11 protein-coding genes and 1 tRNA gene are annotated in these 11,988 nt (G+C 70.7%); 7 read left to right on the forward strand and 5 right to left on the reverse strand.

The genetic code is table 11. From position 1 onward, the window contains the following. The first annotated feature begins 236 nt into the window (after window positions 1-236). The 5 genes from ispD (at window position 237) to ACFZDE_RS21290 (ending at window position 5,967) form a co-directional block, all read left to right on the forward strand. Window positions 237-1,001 carry a 2-C-methyl-D-erythritol 4-phosphate cytidylyltransferase gene (gene ispD, locus ACFZDE_RS21270; protein ID WP_391201681.1) on the forward strand — a complete coding sequence of 255 codons (765 nt, stop codon included), beginning with the start codon at window positions 237-239 and terminating at the stop codon, window positions 999-1,001. Next, entirely contained in the window at window positions 991-1,485 is a 495-nt protein-coding gene (gene ispF / locus ACFZDE_RS21275; RefSeq protein WP_391201683.1) for a 2-C-methyl-D-erythritol 2,4-cyclodiphosphate synthase, read from the forward strand. The genes ispD and ispF overlap by 11 nt, the downstream gene beginning before the upstream one ends. Before the next feature lie 139 nt (window positions 1,486-1,624). Beyond that, window positions 1,625-3,019, forward strand: a complete 1,395-nt coding sequence (cysS, locus tag ACFZDE_RS21280; RefSeq protein ID WP_391201686.1) for a cysteine--tRNA ligase — start codon at window positions 1,625-1,627, stop codon at window positions 3,017-3,019. Window positions 3,020-3,151: 132 nt separating this feature from the next. Further along, complete coding sequence (gene rlmB, locus ACFZDE_RS21285) at window positions 3,152-4,093, forward strand: 23S rRNA (guanosine(2251)-2'-O)-methyltransferase RlmB (RefSeq protein WP_391000575.1); 942 nt, start codon at window positions 3,152-3,154, stop codon at window positions 4,091-4,093. Window positions 4,094-4,221: 128 nt separating this feature from the next. Then, the gene (locus ACFZDE_RS21290) at window positions 4,222-5,967 is read left to right on the forward strand and encodes a DoxX family membrane protein (RefSeq protein ID WP_391201689.1); all 1,746 of its coding nucleotides are present in this window, start codon (window positions 4,222-4,224) and stop codon (window positions 5,965-5,967) included. A 241-nt stretch (window positions 5,968-6,208) separates the two neighbouring features. Here ACFZDE_RS21290 and ACFZDE_RS21295 read toward each other — a convergent pair whose 3' ends face one another. The 3 genes from ACFZDE_RS21295 to ACFZDE_RS21305 form a co-directional block, all read right to left on the reverse strand. Beyond that, window positions 6,209-6,940, reverse strand: coding sequence for a sugar phosphate nucleotidyltransferase (locus ACFZDE_RS21295; RefSeq protein ID WP_391201692.1), 732 nt, complete (start codon window positions 6,938-6,940; stop codon window positions 6,209-6,211). Window positions 6,941-7,039: 99 nt separating this feature from the next. Continuing rightward, entirely contained in the window at window positions 7,040-7,489 is a 450-nt protein-coding gene (locus tag ACFZDE_RS21300) for a hypothetical protein (RefSeq protein ID WP_391000584.1), read from the reverse strand. A 217-nt stretch (window positions 7,490-7,706) separates the two neighbouring features. Beyond that, the gene (locus ACFZDE_RS21305; RefSeq protein WP_391000587.1) at window positions 7,707-8,795 is read right to left on the reverse strand and encodes a sn-glycerol-3-phosphate ABC transporter ATP-binding protein UgpC; all 1,089 of its coding nucleotides are present in this window, start codon (window positions 8,793-8,795) and stop codon (window positions 7,707-7,709) included. Window positions 8,796-9,089: 294 nt separating this feature from the next. Between ACFZDE_RS21305 and ACFZDE_RS21310 the strand changes: the two genes are divergently transcribed. After that, window positions 9,090-9,163, forward strand: a tRNA-Thr gene (locus ACFZDE_RS21310). 127 nt (window positions 9,164-9,290) lie between these two features. Here the strand turns inward: ACFZDE_RS21310 and ACFZDE_RS21315 are convergent. Continuing rightward, on the reverse strand, window positions 9,291-10,895 hold the full coding sequence (locus ACFZDE_RS21315; protein WP_391201694.1) for a tyrosine-type recombinase/integrase: 1,605 nt from the start codon (window positions 10,893-10,895) through the stop codon (window positions 9,291-9,293). After that, a complete protein-coding gene (locus tag ACFZDE_RS21320; RefSeq protein ID WP_391202566.1) occupies window positions 10,892-11,557 on the reverse strand; it encodes a helix-turn-helix domain-containing protein in 666 nt (221 codons plus the stop codon). The genes ACFZDE_RS21315 and ACFZDE_RS21320 overlap by 4 nt, the downstream gene beginning before the upstream one ends. A gap of 110 nt (window positions 11,558-11,667) precedes the next feature. Here ACFZDE_RS21320 and ACFZDE_RS21325 point away from each other — a divergent pair, with 110 nt between their 5' ends. Beyond that, the gene (locus ACFZDE_RS21325) at window positions 11,668-11,907 is read left to right on the forward strand and encodes a hypothetical protein (protein ID WP_362045160.1); all 240 of its coding nucleotides are present in this window, start codon (window positions 11,668-11,670) and stop codon (window positions 11,905-11,907) included. Window positions 11,908-11,988: the final 81 nt, after the last annotated feature.

Below are 11,988 nucleotides of genomic sequence, written 5' to 3' on the forward strand. Positions count from 1 at the left end.
CGGTGCCCGATGACGAATTCCTTGTCGCCGGGCGCTGCGGCATGTTCATACCCTGATGCCGATGCACCATCACCCCGGAGTGTGTTATCACTCACGCCCCGGTTGTCCGTCTGGCGTGCCGGGCCCGGGCAGCCGGCTCGAACGGCGTCACGGAAGGGTCCGGTCGAGCGCGTCGCGCCCGGCACTCCTCCAGGCCATACCCACGCCAGGCCAGCACACAAACCTGACAGGAACCGATGTCTGACGATTCGCGTCCCTCGCCGCCCGCAGGCCCCGCCACGGTCCGTACCGCCGCCGTGATCCCGGCCGCCGGCCGGGGCGTCCGGCTCGGCCCGGGCGCCCCCAAGGCCCTGCGCGCGCTGGGCGGCACCCCCATGCTGATCCACGCGGTCCGGGCGATGGCCGCCTCCCGCGCCGTCTCCCTGGTCGTCGTCGTGGCCCCGCCCGACGGCGCCGCCGAGGTCAAGTCACTGCTCGACGCGCACGCCCTGCCCGAGCGGACCGACTTCGTCGTCGTCCCGGGCGGGCAGAGCCGCCAGGAGTCCGTGAAACTCGGCCTCGACGCGCTGCCGCCCCGCCACGACATCGTGCTCGTCCACGACGCGGCCCGGCCCCTGGTGCCGGTGGACACGGTCGACGCCGTGATCGAGGCCGTACGCGACGGCGCGCCGGCCGTGGTCCCGGCGCTGCCGCTGGCCGACACCGTCAAGCAGGTCGAGCCCGCCGCCGCCCCCGGCGAGCCGGAGCCGGTCGTCGCCACGCCGGAGCGCTCGCTGCTGCGGGCGGTGCAGACCCCGCAGGGCTTCGACCGGGCCACGCTGGTGCGGGCGCACGAGACGGTGACCGGCGAGGTCACCGACGACGCCGGGATGGTCGAACAGCTCGGCCTGACGGTCGTGGCCGTCCCCGGCCACGAGGAGGCGTTCAAGGTCACCCGCCCCCTGGACCTGGTCCTCGCGGAGGCGGTCCTGGCCCGCAGGAGGCTCAACGATGGCTTCTGACCAGCCCCTTCTGCCCCAGGTCGGCATCGGCACCGACATCCACGCCTTCGAGGAGGGCCGCGAGCTGTGGTGCGCGGGCCTGAAGTGGGAGGACGCGGGCCCGGGCCTGGCCGGCCACTCCGACGCGGACGTCGTCGCCCACGCCGCCTGCAACGCCCTCTTCTCCGCCGCCGGTCTCGGCGACCTCGGGCAGCACTTCGGCACGGGCCGCCCCGAGTGGTCGGGCGCCTCCGGAGTCACCCTGCTGACGGAGGCCGCGCGCATCGTGCGCGAGGCGGGCTTCCGCATCGGCAACATCGCCGTACAGGTGGTGGGCCCCCGCCCGAAGATCGGCAAGCGCCGGGACGAGGCCCAGAAGCTCCTGTCGGAGGCGGCCGGGGCCCCGGTCTCGGTGTCGGGCGCGACGACGGACGGCCTGGGCTTCCCCGGCCGCGAGGAAGGGCTGATGGCGGTGGCCACCGCGCTGGTGGTGCGCACCGGCTGAGGGCGGTGGCCACAGGCCCTGGTGGCGCGCACCGGCTGAAGACAAGGGCCCTGCGCGTTCCCATTGCCTATGTCACGAATATGTGCGTCCCCGGGGTGAAGGTCCTGATGCACACCCCGGGGCCCACTACCCTGGAGTGGTGACTATTCGCCTGTACGACACCAGCGCCCGGCAGATCCGTGACTTCTCCCCGCTCCAGCCGGGTTGCGTCTCGATCTACCTGTGCGGTGCCACCGTGCAGGCCGCCCCGCACATCGGGCACATCCGCTCCGGGCTGAACTTCGACATCATGCGCCGCTGGTTCGAGTACCGCGGCTACGACGTCACGTTCGTGCGGAACGTGACGGACATCGACGACAAGATCATCGCCAAGTCGGCCGACCAGAACCGCCCTTGGTGGGCCATCGGCTACGAGAACGAGCGCGCGTTCAACGACGGTTACCACGCGCTCGGCTGCCTCCCCCCGACCTACGAGCCGCGCGCCACCGGCCACATCACCGAGATGGTCGAGATGATGCGCGGCCTCATCGAGCGCGGGCACGCCTACGTCGCGGACGGCAGCGTCTACTTCGACGTCCGCTCCTTCCCGGAGTACCTGGCGCTGTCCAACCAGGACATCGACGACCTGCGTCAGCCCGACGAGGGCGTCTCGGGCAAGCGCGACCCGCGCGACTTCGCCATGTGGAAGGCCACCAAGCCCGGCGAGCCCGACTGGGAGACGCCCTGGGGCCGTGGCCGTCCCGGCTGGCACCTGGAGTGCTCGGCGATGGCCCACAAGTACCTCGGGACCGCCTTCGACATCCACGGCGGCGGCCTCGACCTGGTCTTCCCGCACCACGAGAACGAGATCGCGCAGGCCAAGGCCTACGGCGACGAGTTCGCCCGGTACTGGGTGCACAACGCCTGGGTCACCATGAGCGGCGAGAAGATGTCCAAGTCGCTCGGCAACTCGGTCCTGGTCAGCGAGATGGTCAAGCGCTGGCGCCCCATCGTGCTGCGCTACTACCTCGGCACCCCGCACTACCGCTCGATGATCGAGTACAGCGAGGACGCGCTGCGCGAGGCCGAGTCGGCGTTCGCGCGGATCGAGGGCTTCGTACAGCGCGTGGTGGAGAAGGCCGGCCTCGTCGAGCCCGCCGACGAGGTGCCGCTCGCCTTCGCCGAGGCCATGGACGACGACCTGGGCGTGCCGCAGGCGCTCGCCGTGGTGCACACCACCGTCCGGCAGGGCAACAGCGCCCTGGCGGCCGATGACAAGGAAGCCGCTGTGGCACGGCTCGCCGAGGTCCGCGCGATGCTCGGCGTGCTCGGCCTCGACCCGCTGGATGCCCGGTGGGCCGGGGAGGGCGACCGGGGCGACGACCTGCACGGCGTGGTCGACACGCTGGTGCGCATGGTCCTGGACCAGCGCGAGGCCGCCCGGGCCCGCAAGGACTGGCCCACCGCGGACGCCATCCGCGACCAGCTCGGCCAGTCCGGCCTGGTCATCGAGGACGGTCCGCAGGGGCCGCGCTGGAGCCTCGGTCCGCGCTGAGACGAGCCCCACGGGCTGATCGACTGTGCCGCCCGGGCCTCCGGGCGGCACACTGCATAGACGGAACAGACGTACACAGCCGTACGGACGCAGTCGTACGGACGCAATCACCTCACGGAGACGAGTAGCTCAATGGCCGCGAACAACCGCCGCATGTCCGGCAAGAAGGGCGCGCAGGTCGGCAGTGGCGGCCAGCGGCGCCGGGGCCTGGAGGGCAAGGGCCCGACCCCGCCCGCCGAGATGCGCAAGGGACACAAGAAGAACCGCGTCGCCAACGCCAAGGCGAAGCAGGCCGTCCGCCGGCCCACCGTGCGCGGCCGCGGCGGCAAGGGCACGTCCGAGCTGGTCGTCGGGCGCAACCCGGTCCTGGAGGCGCTGCGCGAGGGCGTCCCGGCCTCGACCCTGTACGTCCAGCAGTTCATCGACAACGACGAGCGGGTGCGCGAGGCCCTCCAGGTCGCCGCCGAGCGCGGCGGGATCAACCTCATGGAGGCCCCGCGTCCCGAGCTGGACCGGATGACCAATGGCCTCAACCACCAGGGCATGGTCCTCCAGGTCCCGCCGTACGAGTACGCCCACCCCGAGGACCTGGCGTCCGCCGCCTACGACGAGGGCGTGGACCCGCTGATCGTCGCCCTCGACGGCGTCACCGACCCGCGCAACCTCGGCGCGGTCGTCCGCTCGGTCTCCGCCTTCGGCGGGCACGGCGTGGTCGTCCCCGAGCGCCGCGCGGCCGGCATGACGGCCGGTGCCTGGAAGACGTCCGCCGGTACGGCGGCCCGCACCCCGGTCGCCCGGGCCACGAACCTCACCCGGGCCCTGGAGGCGTACAAGAAGGCCGGCATCACGGTCGTCGGCCTGGCCGCCGACGGCGAGGCCGAGGTCGGCGAGCTTCCGGCGCTGGACGGCCCCGTCGTCATCGTCGTCGGCAGCGAGGGCAAGGGGCTGTCCCGGCTGGTCGGGGAGACCTGCGACCACCGGGTGCGGATCCCGATGCCGGGTGGCGCCGAGTCGCTCAACGCCGGTGTGGCGGCGGGGATCGTGCTGTACGAGGCGGCCCGCCGACGCAGCTGAACAGGCGTCCGGAACTTCACCCGTACGGGGTAATTCCGGTGTCATCGGGGCGACGAGGACAAGCTTGACGGGGTCCGGACAGATCCGACGGGTCAAAGCAGTGTCCTAACGCGACGTCACTCGGTTAGATGAGTGTGGACACCAGAACACCCCGCACACCCACGGGGGACCGCTCGTCGGGACTCGACGACGCTCCCGCGCTGAGCATGGTGAAGGTGCCGAGCGACCCGGCGCAGGTCATCGTCAATCACGCGAGTTTCCGCGTGCAGTTGGGCGTCTCGACGCGTCGCGTCCAGTCCCCCCGGGTCGCACGGCATCTGACCGCCACCGAGGACACCGCCCGCATCCCCCAGGTGGGGGGAGGGGCGGACGGGGCCACCGCCCGCCGCCGGCCCGTCGTCTGGAGCGGCAGGTCAGCCCCCGACGACACCGGCGCGCACCGGCTCCTTCAGGCCGTGCGGCACGAGAGCGTCCGCCACACCGACGAGCCTGCCTCCGACACCGGAGCCACCCAGGTCATCTCCCGCGTGGGCCCGGGCTACGACAGCCCGGGCTACGACAGCCCGGGCTACCAGGGCGCGGGCTACGGCGACGGGTACGGCGGCGAAGGCTACCGGGGCGACGGGTACGCGGACGACGGCTACGGGGGCGACCTCGCCCAGACCGTCGAGACCCCGGTCGTCGGCCCGCAGCGCACCCACGAGCCCGCCGACGGCACCCGGCTGCTGCCGCCCATGCGCACCGTCGGCAGCACCTACGACGAACCGGCCTACGCGGGCGGTGAGTTCGAGGAGTCCGCCACCGACGCGGACGACACCGGCACCGGCCGCCGGGGCAAGCGGCACGGCGACGACCCGGCCCGGCACGCCTACTACCCGGGCCGCCGGATGAACCTCGGCGTCGTCCTGCTCCCGCTGCGGGTCTTCCTCGGCTTCATCTCGATCTACGCCGGCATGGGCAAGCTGTGCGACCCCGTCTACTTCGAAGGCGGCAAGCGCGGCTCCATGGTCAAGTGGCTCAACACCCTGCACCCGTGGGAAGTCGCCGAGCCACTGCGCCAGTTCGCCCTGGAGCATCCGGTCGGCGCCGGTCTGGTCATCGCCTTCGCGCAGGTCATCGTCGGCGTCCTGACGGTGCTGGGCTGCTGGCAGCGCGTCGCCGCCTGCCTGGGCGCCCTGCTGTCGGCCGCGCTGCTGGTCACGGTCAGCTGGAAGAGCGTACCCGCGTACGAGACGCCCGACATCATCTACCTCGCCGCCTGGTCGCCGCTGATCATCGCCGGTGCCCCCGTCTACTCCGTCGACGGCCGCCTCGCCGGCAGCGCCTGGCGCCGGCTCGGCCCCCGCGCCGACATCTGGGACCTGCGCCGTTACGTGCTGCGCCGCGGCGCCCTCGTCACCGCCATCGTCACCGGCATCACCCTGCTCGTCGGCTCGCTGCTCGGCGGCGCCGTCCGTGACGCCGACCGGGTCGTCGTCCCGGGCCCCGGCGAGGCCCCGCGCAACGAGCTGCCCGGCTCCCCGCTCCCGGGCGAGCCCGGCAAGCGCCAGGACAGGCGGACCCCGTCGGCCTCCTCCTCGCCGACCCAGGGCGCCACGGCCGGCTCGGCGAGCCCCAGCGCGGGCACCACGACCCGGCCGGGCGCCACGCGCGACACCGGCACGGTCACGGGCGGCTCCCCGAGCCAGACCCAGGGCACCGCGGGCCAGGCCCCGCCCCAGCAGTCCACCCCGGAGAACCAGGCCCCGAGCACCACGACGGGCCCCACGTCCGGCGGCGGCACGGCAACCGGCGGCGCGGGCTCCACCGGCGGCACAGAAGGAGGCAACCCCTCCACAGGCCGCCCCGGCCTGGTAGGCGGCCTCCTGGGCTAACACCCGGCCAGACGGCCGGAAGGCCCCGCACCGAAGAGTGCGGGGCCTTTTCGCGCGGAGGGGGCAGACGCCCCTGAGGGGCGCGGGGAACTACGCGAGCAACCACGACGGACCCGCGGGCGCCGGGCATGCCGAGGGCACCTCTCGACGGCCTCGGAGCCTGACGTCCTTCAGGGGCGCGGGGAACTGCGCGAGCGCCACGACGGACCCGCAGCCGAAGCACATCGCGCGGCGCAGCCGACTAGCGCCCCAACGCCGCCAGTTCCTTCGCCGCCTCCGTCAGATCCTTCGCCGTATCGATGGCCCGCCAGTACGACCCCTGCGGAATCGTGAACCCGGCCAGCCGCCGCTCCCGCGCCAGATGGGGAAACGTCGTCCGCTCATGATCCCCCCGATGCGGCAGCAACCCGGCGAACTCGGGGGAGAACACATACACACCCGCGTTGATCTCGAACGTCGACGGCGGCGCCTCGATGAAGTCCGTGATACGCCCGAAACCGTCCGTCCGCACCGCCCCCCACGGCAGCCTGGGCCGCGCCAGCGCCAACGTCGCGACGGCATCACGCTCGGCGTGGAAATCGGCCATGTCGCGCAGCGAGAAGCGCGTCCAGATGTCCCCGTTGGTCGCGTACCAGGGCTGGTCGGGGTGCGGAAGGTGCGCCGCGGCGTACTTGAGGCCGCCGCCGCGTCCGAGCGGCTCGGTTTCGACGACCGTCGTCACGGAGACCGGCCACTCGGCCGTCTCCAGCCACTTCTCCAGCACCTCGGCGAGATGGCCGCAGGAGACCACGACGTCCGTCACGCCCTCGTCGGCGAGCCAGGACAGCTGATGGCCGATGATCGGCGTCCCCGTCCCGGGAATCTCGACCATCGGCTTGGGCCGGTCGTCGGTGTACGGACGCAGCCGGGAGCCCTGGCCACCGGCCAGCACGACGGCTTGAACGGGGCGGGACGCGGCGCTCGGATCGCTCATGGACACGAACTGTACGTGGCGTCCCGCCCGTGACAGCGGCCGACGATCGATCTCACGTCGGCCGTGATGGACTTCCCACCCGTCGGCAGGGCGGTGCGCTCAGCGGTGCGCGGCGGCGACGCCGGTGGCGAAGGCGGTGTCGCAGACCGGGCGCGCGTAGGACTGGGCACGGGTGGGGCCGTAGACGCGGACGGCGGCCTGGCCGAGGGCGCGGGCGATGGACGCGCAGTGCTTCGCTAGCGACGGGCGGCCGTTGACGGCCTGCTGGAGGTGGGTGAGCGCGACGCCCGGGTCCTCCTCCTGCAGTTCGGTCAGCAGCTTGTCGCGCAGGATGTCCTGGGGGGCGCGCTTGGCGAGCCGTGGGGAACCCACGGAGGTGTCCGCGGCGGTGAGCACCGGGTCGGTGGAGTTCCCCGACCAGTTGACTCGGGTGACCGCGAGGGTCCCGGAGAGCACCAGGACGACGGGCAGGACGAATGCGAGGGTGCGGCCGATCCGGCGGGCGGGGCCCCGGCCGCGTCGCGTCTGTTGGTTCATGGAGTGCTTCACGCGTGTGAGGGTAGCGCCCGGTAATGGTTTGTAGACATTTAGTCACCGGTTCGGGGGATGAGAGAGTGCCACTTTCCGGGTAGGGGGTTGACGCACACGGCTCGAAACGTCCGTTCTGCCGGGGTATTTGTCGACAACGCGAAGGCCCCACAGCAGGCTGCGGGGCCTTCGTCGTCAACCTGGGTGATTCACCCGGGATTGTGCGTGCGCTGGTTGATCAGTCGGACAGGCGCGCACCGGTCGACGTGGAGAAGACGTGGGTCTCGCCGGAGCGGGGCACGATGTGCAGCTGGCTGCCCTTCTCCGGGACGTCACGGCCGCTGACGCGGACGACGAGGTCCTTGGAGTCCTCGCCGACCTTGGCGGTGCCGTAGACGTACGCGTCGGCGCCGAGCTCCTCGACCACGTTGACGGTGACCGCGAGGCCCGTGTCGGACTCCGGGCCGGCCACGTCGAAGTGCTCGGGGCGGACGCCGACGGTGACGGTCTTGTCGGTGGCGGCGGCGATCGCGTCGCGCTGCACCGGCACCACCGACTTGCCGAACTTCACGCCACCGTCGGTGATCGGCACCTCGACGAGGTTCATCGCCGGGGAGCCGATGAAGCCGGCCACGAAGAGGTTGGCGGGCTTGTCGTACATGTTGCGCGGGGTGTCGATCTGCTGGAGCAGACCGTCCTTGAGGACCGCCACGCGGTCGCCCATCGTCATGGCCTCGACCTGGTCGTGGGTGACGTAGACGGTGGTGATGCCCAGGCGGCGCTGGAGCGAGGCGATCTGCGTACGGGTGGACACACGGAGCTTGGCGTCCAGGTTGGACAGCGGCTCGTCCATGAGGAACACCTGGGGCTCACGCACGATGGCACGGCCCATGGCGACACGCTGGCGCTGACCGCCGGAGAGCGCCTTCGGCTTGCGGTCCAGGTAGTCGGTGAGGTCGAGGATCTTCGCGGCCTCTTCGACCTTCTGCCGGATCTCCGCCTTGTTGACGCCGGCGATCTTGAGCGCGAAGCCCATGTTGTCGGCGACGGTCATGTGCGGGTAGAGCGCGTAGTTCTGGAACACCATGGCGATGTCCCGGTCCTTGGGCGGCAGGTGCGTGACGTCGCGGTCACCGATGCGGATGGCGCCGCCGTTGACGTCCTCCAGGCCCGCGAGCATGCGCAGCGAGGTGGACTTTCCGCAGCCGGAGGGGCCGACGAGGACGAGGAACTCGCCGTCCTCGATGTCGATCTCCAGTGCGTCGACGGCGGGCTTGGTGGAACCCGGGTAGATCCGGGTCGCCTTGTCGAACGAGACTGTGGCCATGGTGAATGAACCCCTTCTACCGGCAGGAACGTGCCGGACGATCCGAGTAGGAAGGCGGTGCCACGACGGGTGTTCCGTTGTGGTGTAGTCCACGCGTGTGAACTGGCTCAGGACGGTACCTGGCGTTCACACGTCTGTCAGTAGTTCCGGCCCTGTGAACTTCGCGGAAATTTTCGAAGCGCCGTGCCGCGGCGGCCCGTGCCCCGCCCCGGACAAGAACGTCGTGGCTCGCCGTAACGGCCTCTGTGTACAGTGGAGCCGCCCTCGCGCGCGGCAACGCGCCCCACGGCACCCGCCTCCTTAGCTCAGCTGGCCAGAGCAACGCACTTGTAATGCGTAGGTCGTCGGTTCGAATCCGACAGGGGGCTCTGTAAAGGCCAGGTCACATAGTCTTTGACCTGGCCTTTTGTGTTGCTCGGGGCGTGACGCGTCACACTGCTGGGGTGCCACGAGATGGCTTGCGTGAGCGATGCGTGAGCGGAGCGGTCCGGTGCCCTACTTCTTGGGCTTCTTCCGCTTGCCCTTCCTCTTGGCCCTGGCCTCGGCTTTCGCCTTGTCCTTGGCCTTCTTGGCGGCCTTACGGGCGGCCTCCTCCGCCTCGGTCTTCCGCTGGAGCGGTACCAGCTTGGCGGTGGCCTCGGCGGCGTTCTTTCCGACCTGGGGCAGGACGCTCTGGTAGATGTCCCGCGTGATGCGGGTGTCGCTGTGCCCGAGCGTGTCCGACACGATCTTCACGTCGATGCCGGCGGCGAGCATGAGGGTGGCCGCTCCGTGCCGGAGGTCGTGCAGCCGGATCGGCGGGAGGCCGGAGGCGGCGACGAGGCGCTCGAAGAGGTCGGTCAGCTTCCCGGGATGGAGCCAGGAGCCGTCTTCCTGGGTGAAGACCATGCCGGTCTCGACCCAGGCTGATTCCCACTCCTCGCGGTCCGCGTCCTGCTGTTCGCGGTGCCGCTTCAGGACGTTGACGGTGTCGTCGTCGAGCGCGACCACGCGGAAGCCGCTGTCCGTCTTGGGCTCGGAGGTCTCGACCTCCCACCCGTCCTGGACGAGCTGGGCGGAGACGGTCAGGGAGTGGTCATCGAGGTTGGTCTCCGACCAGGGCTGCGCGCATGCCTCGCCCCGCCGCAGGCCGCGGAAGGCGATCAGGTGCCACATCGCGTACAGCCGGTCCTCCGCGACGAAGTCGAGGAACGCGCCGGTCTGTTCGGGCGTCCAGACCATGACGGGGGAGGGCTTCTCGCCCGTCTGCTCCCACCTGGCGACCCGCGCGTCCGTCCACACCAGAGCCTTCGGCTTGCGCACGGGGTCGAGTTCGACGTGTGCCGCCGGGTTGAAGGTGAGGATCTGCTGCCCGATCGCGTCGTTCAGCGCGGCCCGCAGCGTGGCTTTGATGCGTAGCCGGGTAGCCGGGCCGGTCACGCGCCGGAACGGGGGCATGGCGTCGATCGCCGTCTTCATCACCTTGCGGCGGGCACGGTTGTCCGTGCCCTTCCACGGCACGGTGGCCAGCTCCTCGACCGCGGCACGGCGCTGGGCGTTCTGCTCCAGGATTTCGGCGTTGGCGTCAGCGATCGCGGTGAACATGTCGCTGAGGTGGCTCACGCGCAGGCGGTCGAGGCGGTGGTGGCCGATCCGGGGTTTCAAGTGGACTCGGATGTCGGTTTCGTAGCGGCTGAGCCCCGACTTGCGGATGCGCTTGCCGTCGAGCCATCGGTCGAGCCACTCGCTGACGGTCAGGCGGCCGATCAGATCCTGACCGGACTTCAGGCGCCGCCGGGTTTCCTCGACATCGGGCAGCGGCGACTTCTGGTCGCCGACCCCTTCCAGCATGGCGGCTATCAGCTCCATGGCCTCGGGGTCGTCGCTGTCGGCGAGGCCGAGAAGCGCGCGAACGTGGTCGAGGTCCGCCTGGGCCGCCTTCAGGGACTCGTAGCCGGCGCGGCTGAAGGAGCGGCGGGTGCCGTCTTCGCGGGGCGGGAGTTCCTGGCGTATGGAGTACGAGCCGTGCTTGCGGCTGGAGAGCTTCGGGCATTTCTTGCCGAGCGGTTTGCCGGTGTGGGCATCGCGGCAGTAGCAGCGGCGGTGGGTGGAGCCCTTCAAAGGCGTTCCTCCGGGGTGGTGTTGGGTTCTTCTTCGGGTGGGTCGACGTCGCCCAGTGAGGGTGGGAGATGGGGTGGGGTGGCGCCCTCCTCGCGGAGTTCGCGGCGGAGGTGGCGGAGGGAGTACTTGGCGGAGATGGCCTGGTCTGCGTACTTGGCCCGCTTGCGTTCGGCTTCTTCCTGCTGGGCGCGGCTGGTTGCGGCCTTGGCTGCGAACCGTGCCTGTTCTTCCTCGTCGAGTGCGGCGAGGGCGGTTTGTACGAGGCTGGCGTGGTGCTCGAAGTCGGGGACCAGGCCCGGGTCGTGCATGGGCACTTCCTGCTCGCCGGTGAAGCGTCGTAGGGCGTCCCAGGTGGGGATGAGGTCCTGGAAGGGGAGTTCCTGGGTCTCCTCGACGTAACCGACCGGGAAGATCAGGCAGACCGGGTACGTCTCCAGGGCCGCCGCCAGGACCATGACGTCCACCAGCGGCAGGTTGGCCCGGCGTCCGGACTCCATGTTGGCGATCACGTTGCGCGGGATGGGGTGCCCGAGCTGCTCGCACCGTTCCGCGAGGTCCTGTGCGCTCCATCCCATCTCCTTCCTTCTGCGCCGGACTTCGCCGGCCACGTTGGCCTTGATCCGATCTGCCCACTCCGGGAAGTCGTCCTCATCAGCATCCACACCGCTTTGTGTCATGAAGACACAGTAGCTTGTCCATGATGGTTGGCACACGCCTGGAGCCGACGTGATGGGCACGTTCGCCGAGGGCTGTACCGAAAGGGGCGCGCTGCATGCGCGAAGACGCGACGACCGGAGAGTCGAAGGGCTCGAAGGGGATGAGTAGGGACGAGCTGCTCGCCCTCCCCGTGGCCATTGACCTGGACACGAGCAATCGTGCTCTGGGGCTCGGACGGAGCAAGGGCTACGAGCTGGCGAAGAGGGGTGAGTATCCGTGCAAGGTGCTGCGGCTCGGAAACGCCTACCGGGTGGTGACCGCAGACCTGCTGGAGCTGCTCGGGCTGGCGGCGTGAAAGCGGGGCAGCGTAGCAAACGATTCTGCGCTGAGCTGACACAGAAGCGCTGGACTGTCGCCAGGGGTGGACGTACTGTCC

This window comes from Streptomyces sp. NPDC007929 (assembly GCF_042959065.1).
Lineage (GTDB): Bacteria > Actinomycetota > Actinomycetes > Streptomycetales > Streptomycetaceae > Streptomyces.

Excerpts from the sequence above, each read along its gene's own strand:
- rlmB (WP_391000575.1), top strand. The coding sequence starts at position 3,152 with ATGGCCGCGAACAACCGCCGCATGTCCGGCAAGAAGGGCGCGCAGGTC.
- ACFZDE_RS21290 (WP_391201689.1), top strand. The coding sequence starts at position 4,222 with ATGAGTGTGGACACCAGAACACCCCGCACACCCACGGGGGACCGCTCG.
- ACFZDE_RS21295 (WP_391201692.1), bottom strand. The coding sequence starts at position 6,940 with ATGAGCGATCCGAGCGCCGCGTCCCGCCCCGTTCAAGCCGTCGTGCTG.
- ispD (WP_391201681.1), top strand. The coding sequence starts at position 237 with ATGTCTGACGATTCGCGTCCCTCGCCGCCCGCAGGCCCCGCCACGGTC.
- ACFZDE_RS21325 (WP_362045160.1), top strand. The coding sequence starts at position 11,668 with ATGCGCGAAGACGCGACGACCGGAGAGTCGAAGGGCTCGAAGGGGATG.
- ACFZDE_RS21305 (WP_391000587.1), bottom strand. The coding sequence starts at position 8,795 with ATGGCCACAGTCTCGTTCGACAAGGCGACCCGGATCTACCCGGGTTCC.
- ispF (WP_391201683.1), top strand. The coding sequence starts at position 991 with ATGGCTTCTGACCAGCCCCTTCTGCCCCAGGTCGGCATCGGCACCGAC.